Here is a 19,658-nt window from a genome sequence, read left to right on the forward strand (position 1 = left end):
TTTCTTGTATATAGGGGGATTTTTTATGATGACAGCCATGTTTGGCGCCATGGAATCGGGCGTCATTTATGCAATTATGGCACTTGGTGTTTACCTGTCATTCCGGGTGCTTGATTTTCCAGATTTAACGGTAGACGGAAGCTTTGTAACAGGCGGAGCCGTTGCCTCGATTATGATCGTAAATGGCAGCGATCCATTTACAGCGACAATTGCCGCGCTGTTTGCCGGTTTTCTGGCTGGATGTGCAACCGGAATTTTGCATACAAAAGGCGGCATTAACCCGCTTTTATCCGGCATTTTGATGATGATTGCCTTGTATTCTATTAATCTGCGGATTATGGGCAAGCCGAATGTGCCGCTGTTAGCGGAAGAAACAGTGATGACCAAAATAAATACCTGGTTTGCCTCTGAGTGGAGCGTTCTGTTGTTTATGCTTGTGTTAACGCTGATCATTAAATTTGTCACAGATCTATTCTTGAAAACAGAAGTAGGATTGAGTCTGCGCGCTGTCGGAGACAACGAAGGAATGGTGCGGAGCTTTTCGGCCAATACAGGCTGGATGAAAGTGCTCGGTCTGGGCCTTTCCAATGCGCTTGTGGCATTCTCAGGCGCTCTCGTTGCTCAGTACAACGGATTTAACGACGTTGGCATGGGGATTGGGATGATTGTCATTGGTCTTGCTTCCGTCATTATAGGTGAAGCGGTCATCGGGCATTCTTCTATTGCCCGGGCGACTTTAGCTGTTGTGGTCGGAGCGATTTTATACCGGATGATTGTGACGCTGGCGCTCCGGATTGAATTTTTAGATACAGGTGATATGAAGCTGATTACAGCCGTTATTGTCATTATCGCGCTTGTTCTGCCAAAAATGCTCGACCGGCAAAAAGCGGCTGCACGAAAGAAAAAACGGCTTCAGCAGTTAGGAGGCAGCAGCCATGCTTGAAATGAATCAAATTTTTAAAGTGTTTTATGAAGGAACGCCTGATGAAAAAATCGCCTTGAACCGGGTAAACCTGTCGATGAAGCCGGGTGATTTTGTAACCGTGATCGGCTCGAATGGGGCAGGGAAATCGACGCTGATGAACGTGATTTCCGGCAAGCTTACCCCGGATATGGGGACGGTTACGATTGACGGGACGAACATGACGTCGCTTGCCGAGCATAAGCGGGCATCCAAAATTGGCCGCGTGTTCCAGGATCCCATGGCGGGTACAGCCCCGGCCATGACCATCGAAGAAAACCTGGCTCTTGCCTACAACCGGACGAAAACACGGACGCTCGCATTCGGTGTAACAAAAAAACGGCGTGATTTTTACCGGGAAAAGCTTGAAATGCTGCATCTGGGCCTGGAAAACCGGCTGCAGGCAAAAGTCGGTCTTCTTTCAGGCGGAGAGCGGCAGGCGCTTTCTCTTTTGATGGCGACATTCACGGATCCGAAAATTTTGCTTTTGGACGAGCATACGGCAGCGCTTGATCCGTCACGGGCGGAGCTGATTACGAATTTAACGAAAGAAATCGTAGACAAGCTCGGTTTGACTACACTGATGGTCACCCATAACATGCAGCAGGCGCTTGATCTTGGCAACCGGCTGATCATGATGGACAAAGGGCAAATCATTTTTACGGCCAACGAAGCGGAAAAAAGAAGGCTGACCGTGGAAAAGCTGCTGGCAGAATTCCAAAAAATAAAAGGCGGCGGAGGCTTAAGCGACCGCTCGCTTCTGTCGTAAAATGGGAAGAAGACGATGCGTCTTCTTCTTTTTTGTGAAAAGCGTTAAAAAGATGGGAAGAATGGATAAAGAAAAGTAAAATGAAGACAGCACCACGTTGAATGGCAGGAAAGAAGGGATTTAAATTGGGCAGTATTAAAATTGTAACAGACTCGGCACTGGATATGACGAGCGATGAACTCGGGAAGCTCGGCATTACGATGGTGCCGCTGACCGTCCTGATTGACGGAAAAACGTATTTGGATACAGTGGATATTTCAGCGGAAGCGTTTTTGGGTAAAATGGCCGCGGCCGCGGAACTTCCGAAAACCTCACAGCCGCCGGTCGGCCGGTTTTTGGATGTATATAATAACCTCGGTGCAGACGGCAGCCAGATCATTTCTATTCATATGACCGGGGAAATGAGCGGAACGTATCAGGCGGCACGACAGGCTGCTGAAATGTCCTCATCGGATGTAACGGTCGTTGATTCGCGCTACATCTCAAAAGCGCTTTCTTATCAGGTGCTAGAAGCGGCCCGGATGGCGTCTGCCGGCCGCAGCGTCGAAGAAATTATCGCACGACTTGATGAAATAAGGGCCGAAACAAAGCTGTATATTATGGTCGATACGCTTGAAAATTTGGTTAAAGGCGGCCGGATTGGCCGGGCAAAAGGCTTTATCGGCTCTCTTTTAAATATTAAGCCGATTGCAGACCTGGATATCGGGGCATTGTCTCCTGTTACGAAAGTAAGATCCCATACAAAAGCGCTGCGTTTTTTTGCAGAGCAGCTGGGTGAAGAACTGGAAGGGAAAAAACTTGTGCGTTTTTCCATTATGCATGCCGGCCGGAACAGTGCCGCTTTTTCAGAAAAGCTGAAAGAAGAAGTGGAACGGCTCACCGGTTTTCAGCATGTGGAGATTGGCATCACAGCCCCCATTATTTCTGCTCATGCCGGACCGGGCGCCGTCGGCATTATGTATCAGGCTAAAAAAGACGGATAAAAAAACAGGAACGGGCTTACCACAAGCCGTTCCTGTTTTTTTGATATGCATCTATAGAAGGATGAAGCGGCAAAGGACGAAGTGTCACTTGAATAGACCGCGGCATTTGGTAATTGGACTGGGCTTCCTTTAAGAAGCGGTACATGGCTTTTCCGCCTGTTGAATTGGCTGAATGAATGGTAATCCGCTCCGCAAACAGCTGGTGCTCAACCATCAGCTGGACGAGAACGAATCCATTCCTGCTTTTACTGACTAAATCATGATCCAGCGACAAATGGCCGATGGCATGATTTTTTAATAAATCAAAGCATTCGTCGATTGTTTCGACAAGTGTGTGGCCGGGAGGACAAGTGCGGTAGTCATCAAGGAAAACATTGATACTCATTATTATCAGCCCTCGCGTTTGACGTAACCAAATTATACCACGTTTTGGGCGTTTAAACGAGAAAAAGAAAAACCAGACGCTTTATTTAAGCGCTCTAGAGTATAGAAAAAGTTAGAAAGCGGGCGTTTGCGGGCAGCCTGAGGCGCTTTATTTAAACGCCCCAGACTGTAGACAAATCATATTGATGAATGTGCACATGAATGGGGTGGATCGGCGGCGTCCAGGCAGCTCCGCTTTCCATGGGGCAGGCGCTGAACCCGGTTTCAGCTGCCCGCCAGTCCCATAGGAGTCTGCGCTGCCCTCCCGCCGCCAAGTGGCTTGCGACAAGATTGTATAAAGCTAATAAGGCCGTATTTTTTTGTTTAAAAAAGAGAAAATGTCTATTCGGTCCTTGCTTGTTGATCTTCCACAACCCTTATCGGCTCTTTTTTAAAAGCGAAAGGTTTTGTCTACACTTGAGGCGCTTTGTTTAAGCACCTGGCAGCGGAGTAGGAGTTGGTTCTGCATAGCCTTCGCTGTACGTATGATCAATATAAGTACGGATTTCTTGCGGTGATTTGCCTTCTTCTGTCATCACGGCAGCTGTGGCGGCAATGTCCAGGCACACCCCGCAGCGGGTGCCGTGGTCATCCCAGGTGATTTCATGATGGTTTTGTTCTGCAATAAAACAATTCAAGCTGCTTTGATGGCCGGCAGATTCTCCGCATCCACAGTAGCAGGGGATTTGACCGAGCACAGCCGCATGTTTGGCAGCGGCGGCATAAACAGCCCGTATGTTTTCGTCTTTATTATCTAAAAAAGCCGGCAGTGTATCGGCTGAAGCTGTTGCTTCCTGCAGGTCGCCATTTGCGGCTGTATGTATATGAGAGGTATGTGACTCAGCGTTGTCGTCATGCCCGCATGCGGCTGCAAAAGGAATAGACATCGTTAAAATGATGATTGATAGTTTCTTTTTCAACGTGTTCTGGGGCTCCTTTCAAATTAGAAGAATACCGGAAAAACTGATATAATCATACATTGAAACCCAATCACTTTCAACCGTGCTTGGAACATGATACGATTTTGAAAAAGAAGAGGTGACGGCGTTGAAGTGGGGAGCAGCGGGCATCATATTAACAGTGCTGCTGGCCGGGTGTGGGAGCAACGCACAGGAAACAGTAGAAACACGTGTCCCGCAAGATATAAAGATTGTGTCAATTGGGGATTCCCTGACAGAAGGAGTCGGAGATAGTACAAACTCCGGCGGCTATGTTCCATACCTGGAAGATCAGCTGGAATCGCTTGATGAGATAAACGACGCATCGTTTGTAAATTACGGAAAGCGGGGCAGCCGTACAGACCAGCTGATTAAACGGCTGAAAAAAGAAGAAATTGAAGCAGACATTCAACAGGCCGATATCGTTATGGTTACGATTGGCGGCAATGATGTCGTAAAAGTAGTAAAAGAAAACTGGTCGGATTTAACAGTGGATACATTCCAAAAAGAAGAAGAAGGCTATGGAGAGCGCATCCGCACTGTACTGCAGGATATAAGAGCCATTAACGAGGAAGCGGGCATTGTGCTGATCGGCATTTATAATCCGTTTGGCCGTGTTTTTGTGGATACGGACGACGATGAAGCGATTGTCCAGGCATGGAACAGGCGGGCGGAGGAGGTGGCCGCATCATTTGATCGAACTGTATTTGTAAATGTCGAAACGGTTTTTGGCGAAGGCAGTGACGGGCTGTTTTTTGAAGATCAGTTTCATCCGAATGATATGGGGTATGAACAAATGGCAGGCCGCATTTTTGATACGATCAATGGAGATCCGCTTGAGGAACTGACCAGCCAAAAAATTGTTATGCCAAATGAGGGATCAAATTGACGAAATGGAAAGTGGCCTTTTTTATACTGTTAGGCGGTATTATTGCCTTTATGGGAATGATTTTGATTTTTATTTTTCTTCCGTCTGGTGCGGAAAAACCAGCCATGCTGGAAGCAGAAGGGAAAACGGCTTTTCACGTGACCTCTACAAAAGCGGAGCTCAATCAGCTCGTAAACTATTATTTAGCACAGGAAGCCGGCGATGCGCCGATCGATTACGATGTGTATATTGGCAACGATGTAGAGCTGTATGGCTCTTTCCCGGTGCTCGGGACAGACATTGACTACTATATGACATTTGAGCCGGAAGCGATGGAAAACGGCAATATCGTCCTTCATCAAAAAGGACTGCGCGTCGGCCTGCTTGATATTCCGGCCTCATACGTACTGAAAACAGCTGACAGCGCCTATGCGTTTCCCGACTGGGTGCATGTTGTGCCTGATGAAGAGCGGATTTATGTATCACTGGCCGAAATGCGGCTCGATAATGGGATGCGGGTAAAAGCCGAATCATTTAATTTAGCGAAAGACGATATTCAATTTGCGGTGCTTCTGCCGGAAGGAGCCGCAGAATAGGAGGCAGCAGGATGGAAAAAGCAATTTTTGCAGGAGGATGCTTCTGGTGCATGGTAAAGCCGTTTCATGAACAGCCGGGCATTGAATCGGTTGTAAGCGGCTATACAGGAGGACACACCGAAAATCCAACGTATGAAGAAGTATGCAGCGGTGCAACCGGTCATATTGAAGCGGTTGAAATCACTTTTAATCCGGATGTTTTTTCATATGAAAAGCTGCTGGAGGTATTTTGGATGCAGATCGACCCGACCGATGCCGGCGGTCAATTTTATGACCGGGGCCGCTCTTATATGCCGGCCATTTTTTACACCACTGAAGAGCAAAAACGGCTCGCGGAAGAATCAAAGCAGCAGCTTGATGCAAGCGGACGGTTCAACAAGCCGATTGTGGTAGAAATCCTGCCGGCAGAGCCGTTTTACCCGGCAGAGGCGTATCACCAGGATTACTACAAGAAAAATCCTGCCCACTACAATGCGTACCAGACGGGTTCAGGCCGGGCTGCTTTTATTCAATCACACTGGAGGGACATGCAATGAACAAAGAAAACTTAAAAGAAACATTAACGCCGATGCAATATAACGTCACGCAGCAAAACGGGACGGAGCCGCCTTTTCATAACGAATACTGGAATGAAACGGCAGAAGGCATTTACGTGGACATCGTTTCAGGGAAGCCGCTGTTTTCTTCAAAAGATAAATATGATGCGGGCTGCGGCTGGCCAAGCTTTACAAAACCGATTGAAGCGGCAGAAGTACTGGAAAAACGCGATTTGTCGCACGGCATGATTCGGACAGAGGTGCGCAGTAAAACAGCTGATTCGCACCTTGGCCACGTATTCCCGGACGGACCGATGGAAGCCGGCGGCCTGCGCTACTGCATTAACTCGGCTGCGCTCCGCTTTATCCGCAAAGAGGATTTGGAAGCAGAAGGATATGGAGAATACAAAAACCTTTTCTAAAATTTTTAAGGGCGTGGACAAAATAAGAAGACAGGCTGGGTGAAAACGCCTGTCTTTCCAGGAACGCCGCCGGCTCGGAAGCGGAGTGACCTTTTTCGGTTCATGAGCATTCACGGCCGGCAAGTGACGCTGAAAGCGGGCGTTTGAGGGCAGCCTGAAGACCTTTTTTAAGGTCTTTTTTTTGGAGGGAAACTAAAATGCACAAGTCATTTTATCATTATTTAATGAAGTATCGGGAGGATCCGCCGCGCGATAACCTGGCCCTGTTTGCGAATGAAGCATTTGCGGATCATTCCTTTCCGAAGATGGCGGATTCTTACGATGTATTGAGCCGTTATTTGGAAATGGATGTGGATTATTTGCCGACAATGAGCGTATTTGATGAAGCATGGGAAAAATATGAGCAGGATGAATTAAACCGGTGAAACTTTTTAGATAATGGGTCGTAAATAAGACAACGACAAAGAAATGGAGTGAAGCTGGATGGCATTGTTTAACAAAGCATTGGCAAGCATCGGAATTGGAAACGCAAAGGTGGATACGAAGCTGGAACGGACCAAATACACAGCCGGCGATGTAATGCGCGGCGTTGTAGAGGTAAAAGGCGGAAACGTCGCCCAGCAGGTGGATTCCATCTATGTATCGGTGATGACGACCTATGTGCGGGAAACAGATGACCGCAAAGTAGTAGAGGAAGCAGCGGTAGTAAAGGAAAAATTAAATGAACCCTTTACCATTAATCCTGGTGAAGTACGGGAGTTTCCGCTTCAATTGACACTTCCATATGAAACGCCGGTTACCCAGGGGAAAACGCGGGTTTGGGTTGCCACAGGCCTTGACATTAAGCAGGCAGTAGACCCGGCCGATAAAGATTATATCGATGTCCATCCTACTGTTATGGCAGAAGAAGTGCTCGATGGCGTCCGCGCGCTTGGATTCCGTCTTCGCGAAGTGGAATGTGAGCATGCCCGCCTGACGAAATATCCATTTGTGCAGGAGTTTGAATTTGTGCCGGTAACAGGCGAGTATGCCGGCAAACTGGACGAACTGGAGGTCTCGTTTTTGCAGCAGTCGAAAGAGGAAGTGGAGATCCTGCTGCAGGTGGATAGACGGGCACGCGGCCTGGGCGGCTTCCTGTCTGAAGCAATGGGCACCGATGAAACAAATATCCGGCTGCGCATTTCCCGCCAGCAGCTTTCAGGATTGCGGAAAATGCTTGATGAAACGATCCGCCGCTTTGCTTAAGAATCAGCGGACTCACTTTGGCCGCCGGCATGATACATGCCGGCGGTTCTTTTGTGGTGTCATTCTTGTACTGCCCGCAAAGGTGGGATAGAATGGGATAGAACCCGGGCATTCGTCTGGGCAGATTCGTGCGTTTTAACATATGTACGATGGGAAAGCCAACGGGGAAAGTCCCGAGTTAATTGGCTTATTTTATTTGATGGAGGAATTATAAATGAGTGTACACATTGGTGCAAAACAGGGCGATATCGCCGAAACAGTCCTGCTTCCGGGCGACCCGCTGCGGGCAAAATATATTGCAGAGACGTTTTTGGAAAATCCGGTCTGCTATAACGAAGTTCGTGGCATGCTGGGCTTTACCGGTACATATAAAGGAAAGAAGGTATCTGTTCAAGGTACCGGCATGGGTGTGCCGTCGATTTCGATTTATGTGAATGAGCTGATTCAAAGCTATGACGTCAAAAACTTGATTCGGGTCGGTACTTGCGGAGCGATTCAGCAGGACGTAAAGGTGCGTGATGTCATTTTAGCAATGACGTCTTCAACAGATTCCAGCATGAACCGGGTGACGTTCCCGGGCATCGACTATGCGCCGGCGGCCGATTGGTCCCTGCTGAAAGCGGCTTTTGATGCCGGTACGGAAAAAGGGCTCCAGCTGAAGGTGGGCGGCGTGTTTACAGCGGATCAGTTTTACAACGACAACGCTGACCATAAAAAATGGGCTCAGTACGGCATTTTAGCCATTGAAATGGAAACAACCGCTCTTTACACGCTGGCAGCAAAATTCGGACGCCGTGCCCTGTCGGTGCTGACGGTAAGCGACCATATTATAACAGGTGAGGAAACAACGGCCGAAGAACGTCAGACAACGTTCAATGAAATGATTGAAGTGGCGCTTGAAGCGGCGGTTCTATCCAAATGAAAAAAACAGCTTTAACCCTGGCAGCGGCTTTGATGCTTGCCGGGTGTACGCCCGCAAAAGATGAACCTGTGAAAGAAAATGAACAAGCAGCCCCTGTAAAAGAAGCCGCAAAAGAAGAAACGGGACCTGTCATTGACGCATCGTATTTCAATGAATTGAAAGAGGTGGACGGTGTGCAGGAAATTCAAAATCCGGAAAATATGATGGTGCTTGTGAACAAACAGTTTGCGCTGCCTTCTGATTACAGCCCGCCGGATTTGGTTCGCCCGAATGTGCAGTTTTCATTCGGCAACCAGGACATTGAGAAAAGCTATATGAGAAAAGGAGCAGCCGCCGCGCTTGAAACGATGTTTAAAGGGGCGGAAGAAGACGGGATTTACTTGTTTGCCGTGTCAGGCTACCGCTCCTACAGCCGCCAGGAAGAAATTTTAGCGGCCGGGGCGGCAGCAAGCAGCAAAGAACAAGCCCTGAAATCGATCGCTCCGCCAGGCATGAGCGAGCATCAGTCGGGTCTTGCCATGGATATTTCCTCCGAAAGCAATCAGTTTGAGCTCAATGAAGAGTTTGAAGCGACAGAAGAAGGCCGCTGGCTCAAAGATCACGCCCATGAATACGGGTTTATTCTCCGTTACCCGAAAGGCAAGGAAGATATTACCCAGTATATATATGAACCGTGGCATTTTCGCTATATCGGCAAGGAAGCAGCGGCTGTGATTTACAAAAACGGCTGGACACTCGAGGAGTATTTCGAGCAGATGAAGCCAGCGGAGTAATCTGGTGATTTCTGAGTATAAACAGTGCTAGAAAGCAGGCTGACTGGAACCGGCAGAGTAATCTGCCGGCTTTTTAGCAGGTTTTTGTTTTCAAAAATAGACGAAAACTGCTAAAATGAGAAGATCAGTGTACATAGATGATGAAAGCGGGGAACAAAATGGAAGAAGAAAAGCCGGAACAGGGCCATTATGTCAAAATAAAACGATTTCCGTTTATAATAATGATTTTTGCGCTCGTGTTTATTACGGCGGCGGTCACGACACTTACGCTTGCTTTCGGTGACGAGAAAGCAGTTGAAGTTGGGGCGCCGGCCCGGGCAGAATTCAGCAAATTATATGAAGCATACGACAAAATTCAAAGCACGTACTATGAAGATGTGGATCAGGACACGCTCGTCAACGGTGCAATCAACGGGATGATTGATTCACTTGAAGATCCATATTCAGATTATATGGACGAAAAAGAAGCTTCTCAATTTCATGAAGAAGTATCCAGCTCGTTCCAGGGAATTGGAGCTGAAGTGCAAGAGCAGGACGGCTACATTGTCGTCGTATCGCCGATTAAAGGATCTCCTGCCGAAAAAGCGGGTTTAAAGCCGAATGATATGATTCTTTCTGTAGATGGAAAAAGCATTCAAGGCATGAGCGCTTCCGAGGCCGTTCTTCTGATCCGCGGCGAAAAAGGAACGAAAGTAACATTGGAAGTGAGAAAAGCCGGAACGGAAAAAGCGCAGAAAATGACGATTGTCCGCGATGACATTCCGATTGAAACGGTGTATGCCGACATGCAGAAAAACGGTATCGCCCATATTCAAATCACAAGCTTTTCCGAGCATACAGCGGAGGAGTTTGAAACAGCCCTTGCCGATATGGAAAAAGAAGGCATGAAAGGCATTGTGCTGGATCTTCGTCAAAACCCGGGCGGCCTGCTTGACCAGGCTATCAAAATGTCCAGCCTTTTTGTACCGGAAGGCAAAAACATTTTACAAATCGAATCGGCCGGCAAAACCGATGCGTATAAAGCGGAAGGCGGCGAGAAAATTGAGCTTCCGACCGCTGTGCTGATTGACAGCGGCAGCGCCAGCGCGGCAGAAATTATGGCCGCAGCCCTGAATGAATCGGCCGGCATTCCGCTTATTGGTGAAAAATCCTTCGGAAAAGGCACCGTTCAATCGGCCGAGGACTTCAGCGATAATTCCAACTTAAAGCTGACCACAGCCAAATGGCTGACGCCGAACGGAACATGGATTCACAAAAAAGGCATTAAGCCGGATGCGGCTGTAGCGCTTCCTGATTACGCAAACTTGACGTATATTAATCCGGAATCGAAGCTGCAGCTTGAATCAATGTCAGATGAAGTGAAAACAGCTGAAAAAATGCTGTCTGTCCTTGGTTACGATCCGGGCAAAGCGGACGGCTACTTCGATGAATCAACGGAAAGCGCCGTAAAAGAATTCCAAAAAGCGGCAAAGCTTGAGGAAACGGGTATCCTAACCGGCGCCTCTACGACGAAACTGATGGAGAACCTTCGCCTAGAGCTGGAACAAAACGATACACAGCTAAACCGGGCGATCCAGTCCGTCGAGGCAAAAATCAAATAAAAAAAACCTCTCCCGGTGTGGAGAGGTTTTTTTTATGGGCACATTTTCTGGGAGAATAGACGTTTGTCCCTAGCCAAACCGGAAAAAGAAGCATAAAATAAAATTCGGAAATAAAGGAGGGTTCTTTTTGGCAGATTGGCATGCATTGTATCAGGCACTGTGGAAAGGACGCACGTTTACCGATATAGAAGAAGCGATCCGAAACGAGCTGGAAGATAAACTGAATCATCCGCGCCTGCGCAAAAAGCCGGAACAAAAGCTGGTGGAAGCGGTACGCCGTGTTTGCGCGTCGTCCTTAACGGATACAGAAAAAGTAACATTAATTTCTGTTTATTTGGATCATTTTGAAGAAATCAAACAAAAGCATTGATTTTATACCCCTTCGCGTATAAAATAAAGCAGGAAACGGATGGAGGGAAGCAAAAATGACGGTGGTGACCATGGCCGCCGCAGTGCTGGCAATCGCAGCAGCGCTGCTCATTGGCTATAAACGTTATTGGCCGGTTAACGTAAAGCGCATATCTCCCGAAGAAGCGGCTGGGCATCCAGTCATTGATGTGCGTGACTGGCAGGAAGCAAACCGACTGCCGCTTGAAGGAGCAGAGCTTATTCCATGCGGTTACATTCCGCGGAATGCGGGCAAATTTGGCGGGCAGGAAGTATATATCGCTGCTGCTTCAGCAGTTGAACGGAACTTTTCCGTCCGGCTGCTGAAAAAATACAACATTCATGTAAAAGGGTTTATTTGCATGGATGGCTCTCTTTAAGCCGGTGCTTGTGCATCGGCTTTTTACATTTGCCAGCCCCGTATCCAATCATTTAAGAGGTAAAAGAATGGGGAGGCGCTTCCTGGCAAAACGGGCACGCCGTTTTACATACCCATGGGAAGATGTATAGACCCGGTAAAAATAAAAAAACATCACGCTGCCAGGCGTGATGTTTTTTTGTGCTGCACGATACGCAGGCGTACGGACAGCGTGATGGCCCCGCATGTTAATCCGGTAATTAAGCCGATCCAGTAGCCGTATGGACCCCAGTCAGTCCAGCGGGCGAGCGCCCAGCCGAGCGGCAGCCCGATGACCCAATAGCTGATCATGGTCATCATAAAGGTGACATTGACATCTTTGTAACCGCGGAGTGCGCCCTGCACCGGTGCTTGTACCGCATCCGAAAGCTGGAAAATCGCCGCGTAAATTAAAAACGAGGTCGTCAGCCCGAGAACTTCCGCATCCGTCGAATACAAATGGGCGATTGCATCACGGAACCCGAAAATCACAACCGTGCCGACTACTGCAATGCCAACCGCCATCGCAATACCGATCCGGCTGTACTGCCGGGCGTCTTGAAACCGTCCGGCTCCGGCTTCAAAACCAACCACAATCGTCAGCGCCATCGATACGCTGAGCGGGATCATATACGTGAGTGAAGCGAAATTAATGGCAGCCTGATGGGCCGCAATGACGTTTGTGCTGTACTCACTCATCAAAAGCGTGACCGCGGAAAAAATACTCGTTTCAAAAAAGATCGACAGCCCAATCGGCAGGCCTAAGAGCAAAATTTCTTTCCATTTTGCAAAGGAGGCACGCGGCAGGCGCCCAAACAGCCGGTAAGCCGAAAACGGCTCCTTGCGCCATACAATCCAGACAGCGAGCAGGAAAATAAGCCAGTAGCTGATCGCAGACGCGTAACCAGAGCCGACACCGCCGAGCTCCGGAAAACCGAATTTCCCATAAATGAGCAGGTAGTTAAAAGCGACATTGACGGGCAGCGTCATCACCGTAATCACCATCGACGTGCGGGTCATGCCGAGCGCATCGATAAAGCCGCGCACAACCGCCGTTAAAAAAAGCGGCAAAATGCCGAATGACAGTCCAATCACGTACTCATAGGCGATGCGGCGCACATTATCTGTTAAATTCATGATTCCAAGCACGGGTTCAAGCAGGACCCATCCAAGCAGATAGGTAATGGCGGAAATCACAAGCGCCACATAAATCGCCTGCATCACAGAAAAAGACACCTCACCGCGGCGTCCGCTTCCCGTTAAATGGCCGACAATCGGCGTAATCGATAATAAAATACCGCTGAGTCCTGTATAAACGGGCATCCAGAGAGAAGAGCCGACCGCTACACCGGCCAAATCATCGGCACTGTAATGCCCGGACATAATCGTATCGAAAAATGTCATCGCAAACATGGCAATCTGCGTCACAAGAATCGGGATTAAAATAAATAAAAATTGGCGTACCTTTGCACGCGTTGTGGCTGTTTCAATCAAGCCGTTCAACTCCTTTACCGAACATAGTATAGCACAAAGTCCCGGTTTCGTTTTACCAATTTTTTATAAATGTTACGGGTCATTTTGCAGGGAGGAAAAGCATTGGGCTCAAGCGGGCGGTAAAAAATTTGGGACTCTATTAAAAAGCCTCTTTTCTTACGGAAGCGGTTCAAACTACTGCTGGAAAGGAAGGTGGGGTATAAACAAAGCGGGGGTATCCGGCATGGCAAAGTGGCGTTGGAGAGGGTTTTGATCTAGTATGCTGTCGGGAGTGAAGTGATGCTTTATACAATTATTAAACAGTTTGATAGAATTAAAATGGGTTAGAAAAAAGAGCATTAAAAAAGCGTGATTAGGTATAATGAAGGGCAACCGTAAGATTTAAAATTCACGGGGCGAAAAATATTAAGCAAAAGAAACGTTACAGCTGCATTATTAGGAATTACAACAGGAATTATTTCATTAAATAATAGTGTATAAACAATGAAAGCAACCATTCATACTGTTGATACTTTCAAAGATACGAACGGAAATTGCCCTTGAATATTGTATACATTAAGCTATTTTGAATTTAGAGTATTACAATAATTTTCTCGCGCAGAAATATGTTAAATGGAGAACCTTGTCTTGAGAGGCTTTTTGTTCATTGATTCAGGGCACCTTCCTTGTTCAGAAACAAAAGCTATCATTGCTGATGTATTTTTGTGCATGACAAAAAGTGTAGCATGAAAAAAATTATAGGAGTAGGAAGTGTTAAGAAATGAAAATAATTTCATGGAACTGTAAAAAAGGCCTTAGCAGCCGGGAAAAGTATAAGAAACTCATTGAGTTTTCCCCCGATATTGCTGTAATACAAGAGTGCTTTCATCCTAGTGAGTTTCAAGGTGATTCCCAGCATCACGATATGGTTTGGGTAGGAGAAAATAAAGCTAGGGGATTAGGACTGTGTGTCTTATCGTTTTCCGAAGATTATAAGCTTTCCATGTTAGTAGATGAAGCAAAATACGAGTGGATTGTGCCTATACAGGTGTCCGGAAAAGAAAATTTTACCCTATTAGCAGTTTGGACAAAGAGAATGACGGGATATTCGTATGGAAAAGTACTATATTCAGCTTTAAAAGAGTACGAGAGCTTCCTTCAGGGGAATCCAGTTCTTATTATCGGTGATTTTAATGTTGATAAAAAGGTGCCTTCTAGCTATTCAGGAATCAAGGGATTTAGTCGCCTTACTGATTTGTTTAGAGAGCATGGACTGGAAAGCTGTTATCATTATTTTAGTAAGGAAGAATATGGTTCGGAAAGACATGCTACGTACTATCACTACGGAAAACGTGATAGACCATTTCATATTGATTATTGCATGGTTTCTAAGGAGATCTTACAGAATGTTCAGAAATTCTACATAGGTGAGAGTGAAGAATGGGGTGCGTTTAGTGACCATCTACCTCTTATATTAGATATTAAAATCGGTTCTGTTAGTGGCAATGTCGGGAATTCAGCAAAGGGAAAGACGGAGATAACACCCGATCTTTTAAAAGAACAGTATAGCCTTAAAATTGATAATGAGATTGCCACAGAGCAAGAAATTGATGAAGCGATTCGGTATATCAAAGCATCGCGCTTGATGTAAAAGAGAGAATTTGCACTAGGAAAAATCCAAAATGAACACATACAGACCTTCCGCATTGATGAAGGGAAGACTCGCTGGGAAAACTGCTTATTGACTTTGGACCGACGCGTAAAAGTAATAATCCAGAACAGCCATTTGTCCATCTTAAGAATGATGGAGTGTGGAAAATAACAAAGTCTGTCCCTTCAGCTTCTATTTCAAAACGTTTTCTTCGCCAGGAAAACATAGGCGGGGGGTTTACGGATGAAATGTATCAATACATGAGCTATTTCTAAATTATTAAGTGTTACAATCCCTTTTGTTACGGATCAGAGGGATATCTTATATCTAAAGGTGACTTCTATGTACAGGGTCTATAGGCACTGACAAAAGCAAGAATCTTTTCCTGTTTAGAATTACAGCGGGACACCATTTTAACGATTGAAAGGATATGTAAAAAATGAAGAACTGTAAAGTAACTGACTGCAAGCATGATCACTACGCACGCGGTTTTTGTGAACAACACTATAATGATTTCTTAAAAAGCGGAGAATCAGAGCGGCTTCCTGTTGTACCCCATAGTGGGAAGAATAAAAATCTTTCCTTCAAGCTGAATGAGGCTTTGATAAACCAACTTTACGATGAAGCGGTTAGAAGCATACACAAACCATTGTATAAGGGGATTAATGGACCAATCCTGAATCAACTATTAACGCTAGCCATTAACCTGGCCGGCTGTCATTCCGCCAGTCGTTTATTTATGGCAGAGATGATTGATGATTTAAGAACGCTGGCAGAAGCAAAAGACAAAGTTCGTTTTATGGAAATGTTGGAAAACTGGCAGCAAAAACACACGAATTTTGAGGAGAACAGTAAAAATACGAGACGAGAAAATGTATTTAAGTTAAAGTAGTCAAAGTGTTTTCTACATATTCATATTATAACGATAGCATTCAATGACTAGGAAACTATGATTCTGGTCATTTCAGTAACACCTCATAAAAAAGAAAAAACGGGCTGCATAGCCGGACAATCCGCTAGCAGCCCTTTTTTGGCGCGATAAAAAGTAAATATTTTGAGATAGTGTTCATTTCCATAAGAAAACGGCTTGAGATCATGGGCCAGTCCCACCTGTAGACAAAAAGCGCCTATAGATGGGACTGGCTCTGGTTTTTAAGACAGGTATCAAAACACCTTTTGAATAGCCAACTGCCATTACGCATTTGGCAGCGGGTGGTTTAGTTTTATGGTTATAATAGTGGTTATCATTCCATTTTATCCCTTTTCATTGCGAAGACAATCCTTAAAAACACTGATACAATTATTGAATTAGGGGAGAAATGTGACGATATATGAACAAATTAAGCACATTTATATAGATGGCATAGATTAACTCGAAATTTCTTTTACATATAATGCTACAATAGTAATTAACAACACAAACAGAGGAGTCAATATGCATACACAATATATCAGATATTTACAATCCATGAACAATGCTAATAGTTCAAATGACAATGCAATTGCAGAATCCCAGTTTTCTAATCCTTTTTATGAAAAAATTCGTGTGGAGAGAAAGATTGGAAGTTATCTAATACAAAAAATTAAAGACAAGTCATCGTTTATTATATTAACCGGCCATGCCGGTGATGGAAAAACAAGCTTATTGCATCAGATTTTGCGTCAAGTTGATGCGATTCCAGCAGAAGAACAGCTAAAAGAAGAAGACATTGTTCAAAATAAAGTAAACGGACAGCCATTATATTACGTAAAAGATATGAGTGAATTGGTGAGTGACAAGCAAAAAAATTGTATTCAAAAAGGGCTGGACACAGTTAATACTGGGGGCTCAAGTATCATTGTCTCAAATACAGGTCCTTTAATTGAAGCTTTTAAAAATTTTTATGCAGAGTCAGCTTTGGATAAAGATGAAATTGAGATGGATATCCTCAAATTAATGGATGAAAATTCATTTAAAGAAGGTTTTATAGGGGAGATATCTGTGTTAGTGATTAATCTAGCGTTATTAGATAATACTGACATTGTGCCATTGTTAATTGATAACCTATTAAATGAAGAACTTTGGATAGATTCTAATACATGTGAGTTAGGTTCATCTTGCCCGGTTTATAATAATTATTTGACATTGAAAAAGCATCAAGAACAATTTAAACGCTTTGCCATTAATTATTATCGCTGGCTAGCCGACAATGACAAGAGATTAACAATTCGTCAAATTTTATCACATCTTTCATATGCGATTACAGGCAACTTACAATGCCATAAATTAAATATCATTAACCGTCAAACGATTTTATTTGATTATCATATTAGTAACTTGTTTTTTGGATATGTAGGGTTTACTGAAAATGAAGATGCGTTGAAAATTAAATCAATCGCTGAAATTCAAAAGATGAAGTTAGATGAGAAAAAGTTAATATTTGACCAGGATCTTTTTGTGAAAGAGAACTTTGATGTATTAGTTGAAGAAGTACGAACGATTACAAAAAATACATGGGATTACTTTATGCGTCGTCGACTTTTCAATACAGAACAATTACTTTACGAAAAAGAACCTTTTTTAATACGTAAAGCAATGCGTCGTATGGGGATCTTATTTGCTGAGATGGATGAACAACAAGCTGACCATTTATTTGGTATTTTATATTCGCCTATATATCCAAAATATTTATCATATCGTAAAAACGGCATGCGTATCCGCTCAAAGCGCCAATTGAAGGAAATTGTTTTCAAGGCATTACAAGTACTTATTATGGGAGACAGCAGCGATGTTTATTCTGATAGTGTACTGTATTTGCCATTAAAACGTGATGGTCTTAATAATCAAAATGTTTATCTTTTAGTAGGTAAAATTGACTTTGATAGCCTAGTAGTAGATACGGAGCAAATTGAAAATACGATTTCAGATGAGCCCATTTATAATATTTACATGAAGTTCGATCGGTTATCTCAAAACTATTTATTGCCGCTGCCTTTACTAGATTATTTTTATCAAATAGCGAATGGATCTCTTTCTACAAAGCTGAATCCAGTATTATCGCATGGCATTCATCGATTAAAAGCACAGTTATATAAAGAGTATCAATTTACTGATGGTGAAGAAGTAATCAAGTTGTTAATTCAAACACTACAAGGACCTAAAATCATAGATATTGAGTTAGATCCCGACAACAATAAATTATATTTTGACTAGGAGGTAGACTGCGATGACATTGGAATTCTTTCCAAAATATAAAGGGTACGATCTTCAAGCTCAAAACCCTCAAATTCAAATTTATGGCCACCGTATTTATAAAGATCAAACGTTATATGAATATTTATTGGAATTTTTATTAGTATTTGTATCACCTAAAAGTGAGGGTGCAACGGACTACGAAAAAATCAAATCTGACGGATTTTATTTCAACAAAATTGAAGATGAAACAAAAAGGCTACATTATTATCCAGCCCCTAAAATGGGATTGAAGCGTTTTATCTTCTTTAATCGTAGTGATCAGGAGAAACGTTTTGAAATTGACCGTTATGCATTAGAGCATCATCGTGAACATTTAAAGCAAACGATTCAAATAGAAGGCTCCAGCTATGATAAAGATTTCGCTTTAGACATATTACAAGACTTATTTTACGGTTATAACGCAATTATCGGAAAACGTTCTTGGTTTGCACAATCTTTATTGCCATTAGCCCCGGAAATTATTTTTAGCGAATCAATTGGCAATAAGAAAACACGAACAGAAAATTTGTCGAAGGAAGATAGTTTCTTAAGTATTGATCGAGAATTTAATTTTTCTCAACATATGTTTATGGCTCGGGGTGGAGAAGTCTATTACTTACATGTGCTACAAGGGTTAAATAAAGTAAACAATGATTATCGGGATCAATTATCTGAAAAGTTAAAAGAGATGATTATGTCTATTCCGCAATTAAGTGCGCTCGCCAATTACATTCAAGATGAATGGGAAGATGTTGTAGATGCACCGGATAACGAGCATCGATTTCATTATTTAGATAAAACAATGGAAGTTATCCCAAAAGATTACGAAAATGTCGCCCATTATACAGTCGAAGAACTGCACAATTTATTATGCAGTGAATTGGATGCTTTTGAAAAGGTAGAACTAGTAGGGAATTTGTTAGCCATTCAAATTATTCGAATGATGACTTATCGCTCTACAACCGTTTTAAACTTAAAACATAGACAAGCATGGGTAATTGATTTAACGAAAAATACGCAAGGATCTATTCGTAAAAAGGCTGTACAGGGATACCAACAACTAGAAGAAAATGTCTTTAGAGCCATTTATCGAGTGTATGATGAAGAGATGGCAGAAACAAAAAAGAATGCGTTGCAGGATGCTGCTAAAGATACAAGTCTGTTGATCCGCAAGTTAGGTAAGGATATTGGCTTGGTCATCCCTCCTACAGGTGGTACTATGCGCATGTCTTTAAATGAAAATCTAGTAAAAATTCTTGTATTAACATTAATTAAACCTGGGGAACGCCTATTATTTACGACATTCTTACGGTTGTGCCATGAACATTACAATATTGTGATTGGTCCTAAAGAGGCTGAACAACATTTTGAAGAAATTTCATATTTAAATGATTTTAACGAAAATGAGCGTATTTTCTTAGAGATATTACGAAACTGCGGTTTCTTGCGTAACTTATCGGACGCTACATCTATTGTAGAAAATCCATTTAAAGGGTGAA

General features: G+C 44.1%; 22 protein-coding genes and 1 pseudogene. 19 read left to right on the forward strand and 4 right to left on the reverse strand.

Annotated elements, in window-relative coordinates; translation table 11 throughout:
- Nucleotides 1–25: 25 nt before the first annotated feature.
- The 3 genes from L2D08_RS10300 (at nt 26) to L2D08_RS10310 (ending at nt 2,713) form a co-directional block, all read left to right on the forward strand.
- A complete protein-coding gene (locus L2D08_RS10300; RefSeq protein ID WP_242233679.1) occupies nt 26–943 on the forward strand; it encodes an ABC transporter permease in 918 nt (305 codons plus the stop codon).
- Complete coding sequence (locus tag L2D08_RS10305) at nt 936–1,730, forward strand: ABC transporter ATP-binding protein (RefSeq protein ID WP_242233680.1); 795 nt, start codon at nt 936–938, stop codon at nt 1,728–1,730. Before L2D08_RS10300 ends, L2D08_RS10305 begins: the two co-directional genes overlap by 8 nt.
- A 125-nt stretch (nt 1,731–1,855) precedes the next feature.
- Nucleotides 1,856–2,713 (forward strand): DegV family protein, encoded by an 858-nt coding sequence (locus tag L2D08_RS10310; protein ID WP_242233681.1) that lies wholly within the window; start codon nt 1,856–1,858, stop codon nt 2,711–2,713.
- A 16-nt stretch (nt 2,714–2,729) separates the two neighbouring features.
- Here L2D08_RS10310 and L2D08_RS10315 read toward each other — a convergent pair whose 3' ends face one another.
- From L2D08_RS10315 to L2D08_RS10325, 3 genes are all read right to left on the reverse strand, one after another.
- Complete coding sequence (locus L2D08_RS10315; protein ID WP_242233682.1) at nt 2,730–3,098, reverse strand: cyclic-phosphate processing receiver domain-containing protein; 369 nt, start codon at nt 3,096–3,098, stop codon at nt 2,730–2,732.
- Between the two features lie 151 nt (nt 3,099–3,249).
- Nucleotides 3,250–3,510 (reverse strand): hypothetical protein, encoded by a 261-nt coding sequence (locus L2D08_RS10320; protein ID WP_242233683.1) that lies wholly within the window; start codon nt 3,508–3,510, stop codon nt 3,250–3,252.
- Nucleotides 3,511–3,567: 57 nt separating this feature from the next.
- Nucleotides 3,568–4,056 (reverse strand): PCYCGC domain-containing protein, encoded by a 489-nt coding sequence (locus L2D08_RS10325; protein ID WP_242233684.1) that lies wholly within the window; start codon nt 4,054–4,056, stop codon nt 3,568–3,570.
- 118 nt (nt 4,057–4,174) lie between these two features.
- Here L2D08_RS10325 and L2D08_RS10330 point away from each other — a divergent pair, with 118 nt between their 5' ends.
- From L2D08_RS10330 to L2D08_RS10380, 11 genes are all read left to right on the forward strand, one after another.
- A complete protein-coding gene (locus L2D08_RS10330; protein ID WP_242233685.1) occupies nt 4,175–4,963 on the forward strand; it encodes a GDSL-type esterase/lipase family protein in 789 nt (262 codons plus the stop codon).
- Nucleotides 4,960–5,538: a YpmS family protein gene (locus L2D08_RS10335; protein WP_242233686.1), complete on the forward strand. Its 579-nt coding sequence runs from the start codon at nt 4,960–4,962 to the stop codon at nt 5,536–5,538. The genes L2D08_RS10330 and L2D08_RS10335 overlap by 4 nt, the downstream gene beginning before the upstream one ends.
- Before the next feature lie 11 nt (nt 5,539–5,549).
- Nucleotides 5,550–6,074 carry a peptide-methionine (S)-S-oxide reductase MsrA gene (gene msrA, locus L2D08_RS10340; protein ID WP_242233687.1) on the forward strand — a complete coding sequence of 175 codons (525 nt, stop codon included), beginning with the start codon at nt 5,550–5,552 and terminating at the stop codon, nt 6,072–6,074.
- Nucleotides 6,071–6,496, forward strand: coding sequence for a peptide-methionine (R)-S-oxide reductase MsrB (gene msrB / locus L2D08_RS10345; protein WP_242233688.1), 426 nt, complete (start codon nt 6,071–6,073; stop codon nt 6,494–6,496). The genes msrA and msrB overlap by 4 nt, the downstream gene beginning before the upstream one ends.
- Before the next feature lie 197 nt (nt 6,497–6,693).
- On the forward strand, nt 6,694–6,921 hold the full coding sequence (locus tag L2D08_RS10350) for a YozE family protein (RefSeq protein WP_242233689.1): 228 nt from the start codon (nt 6,694–6,696) through the stop codon (nt 6,919–6,921).
- Between the two features lie 58 nt (nt 6,922–6,979).
- Entirely contained in the window at nt 6,980–7,741 is a 762-nt protein-coding gene (locus L2D08_RS10355) for a sporulation protein (protein ID WP_242233690.1), read from the forward strand.
- 214 nt (nt 7,742–7,955) lie between these two features.
- Nucleotides 7,956–8,663, forward strand: coding sequence for a purine-nucleoside phosphorylase (deoD, locus tag L2D08_RS10360; RefSeq protein WP_242233691.1), 708 nt, complete (start codon nt 7,956–7,958; stop codon nt 8,661–8,663).
- Nucleotides 8,660–9,436 (forward strand): M15 family metallopeptidase, encoded by a 777-nt coding sequence (locus tag L2D08_RS10365; RefSeq protein WP_242233692.1) that lies wholly within the window; start codon nt 8,660–8,662, stop codon nt 9,434–9,436. The genes deoD and L2D08_RS10365 overlap by 4 nt, the downstream gene beginning before the upstream one ends.
- Nucleotides 9,437–9,594: 158 nt before the next feature.
- On the forward strand, nt 9,595–11,037 hold the full coding sequence (locus L2D08_RS10370) for a lmo1851 family serine protease (RefSeq protein ID WP_242233693.1): 1,443 nt from the start codon (nt 9,595–9,597) through the stop codon (nt 11,035–11,037).
- Between the two features lie 127 nt (nt 11,038–11,164).
- Entirely contained in the window at nt 11,165–11,407 is a 243-nt protein-coding gene (locus tag L2D08_RS10375) for a hypothetical protein (RefSeq protein ID WP_242233694.1), read from the forward strand.
- 55 nt (nt 11,408–11,462) lie between these two features.
- Entirely contained in the window at nt 11,463–11,804 is a 342-nt protein-coding gene (locus L2D08_RS10380) for a hypothetical protein (RefSeq protein WP_242233695.1), read from the forward strand.
- A gap of 152 nt (nt 11,805–11,956) precedes the next feature.
- Here L2D08_RS10380 and L2D08_RS10385 read toward each other — a convergent pair whose 3' ends face one another.
- Nucleotides 11,957–13,315: an MATE family efflux transporter gene (locus tag L2D08_RS10385; RefSeq protein ID WP_242233696.1), complete on the reverse strand. Its 1,359-nt coding sequence runs from the start codon at nt 13,313–13,315 to the stop codon at nt 11,957–11,959.
- Between the two features lie 760 nt (nt 13,316–14,075).
- Here L2D08_RS10385 and L2D08_RS10390 point away from each other — a divergent pair.
- The 5 genes and pseudogenes from L2D08_RS10390 (at nt 14,076) to L2D08_RS10405 (ending at nt 19,657) form a co-directional block, all read left to right on the forward strand.
- Complete coding sequence (locus L2D08_RS10390) at nt 14,076–14,945, forward strand: exonuclease/endonuclease/phosphatase family protein (RefSeq protein ID WP_242233697.1); 870 nt, start codon at nt 14,076–14,078, stop codon at nt 14,943–14,945.
- A gap of 9 nt (nt 14,946–14,954) precedes the next feature.
- Nucleotides 14,955–15,208, forward strand: a pseudogene (locus tag L2D08_RS24465) (phosphorothioated DNA-binding restriction endonuclease family protein); the annotation flags it as partial.
- Between the two features lie 176 nt (nt 15,209–15,384).
- Nucleotides 15,385–15,837, forward strand: a complete 453-nt coding sequence (locus tag L2D08_RS10395) for a hypothetical protein (RefSeq protein ID WP_242233698.1) — start codon at nt 15,385–15,387, stop codon at nt 15,835–15,837.
- A 543-nt stretch (nt 15,838–16,380) separates the two neighbouring features.
- A complete protein-coding gene (locus tag L2D08_RS10400) occupies nt 16,381–18,138 on the forward strand; it encodes a hypothetical protein (RefSeq protein WP_242233699.1) in 1,758 nt (585 codons plus the stop codon).
- Between the two features lie 13 nt (nt 18,139–18,151).
- Entirely contained in the window at nt 18,152–19,657 is a 1,506-nt protein-coding gene (locus L2D08_RS10405) for a hypothetical protein (RefSeq protein WP_242233700.1), read from the forward strand.
- Nucleotide 19,658 lies beyond the last annotated feature (1 nt).

This window comes from Domibacillus sp. PGB-M46 (assembly GCF_022668875.1).
Classification (GTDB): Bacteria; Bacillota; Bacilli; order Bacillales; family Domibacillaceae; genus Domibacillus.

Excerpts from the sequence above, each read along its gene's own strand:
- L2D08_RS10300 (WP_242233679.1), top strand. The coding sequence starts at position 26 with ATGATGACAGCCATGTTTGGCGCCATGGAATCGGGCGTCATTTATGCA.
- L2D08_RS10305 (WP_242233680.1), top strand. The coding sequence starts at position 936 with ATGCTTGAAATGAATCAAATTTTTAAAGTGTTTTATGAAGGAACGCCT.
- L2D08_RS10315 (WP_242233682.1), bottom strand. The coding sequence starts at position 3,098 with ATGAGTATCAATGTTTTCCTTGATGACTACCGCACTTGTCCTCCCGGC.
- msrA (WP_242233687.1), top strand. The coding sequence starts at position 5,550 with ATGGAAAAAGCAATTTTTGCAGGAGGATGCTTCTGGTGCATGGTAAAG.
- msrB (WP_242233688.1), top strand. The coding sequence starts at position 6,071 with ATGAACAAAGAAAACTTAAAAGAAACATTAACGCCGATGCAATATAAC.
- L2D08_RS10350 (WP_242233689.1), top strand. The coding sequence starts at position 6,694 with ATGCACAAGTCATTTTATCATTATTTAATGAAGTATCGGGAGGATCCG.
- L2D08_RS10355 (WP_242233690.1), top strand. The coding sequence starts at position 6,980 with ATGGCATTGTTTAACAAAGCATTGGCAAGCATCGGAATTGGAAACGCA.
- deoD (WP_242233691.1), top strand. The coding sequence starts at position 7,956 with ATGAGTGTACACATTGGTGCAAAACAGGGCGATATCGCCGAAACAGTC.
- L2D08_RS10365 (WP_242233692.1), top strand. The coding sequence starts at position 8,660 with ATGAAAAAAACAGCTTTAACCCTGGCAGCGGCTTTGATGCTTGCCGGG.
- L2D08_RS10370 (WP_242233693.1), top strand. The coding sequence starts at position 9,595 with ATGGAAGAAGAAAAGCCGGAACAGGGCCATTATGTCAAAATAAAACGA.
- L2D08_RS10380 (WP_242233695.1), top strand. The coding sequence starts at position 11,463 with ATGACGGTGGTGACCATGGCCGCCGCAGTGCTGGCAATCGCAGCAGCG.
- L2D08_RS10390 (WP_242233697.1), top strand. The coding sequence starts at position 14,076 with ATGAAAATAATTTCATGGAACTGTAAAAAAGGCCTTAGCAGCCGGGAA.
- L2D08_RS10395 (WP_242233698.1), top strand. The coding sequence starts at position 15,385 with ATGAAGAACTGTAAAGTAACTGACTGCAAGCATGATCACTACGCACGC.
- L2D08_RS10400 (WP_242233699.1), top strand. The coding sequence starts at position 16,381 with ATGCATACACAATATATCAGATATTTACAATCCATGAACAATGCTAAT.
- L2D08_RS10405 (WP_242233700.1), top strand. The coding sequence starts at position 18,152 with ATGACATTGGAATTCTTTCCAAAATATAAAGGGTACGATCTTCAAGCT.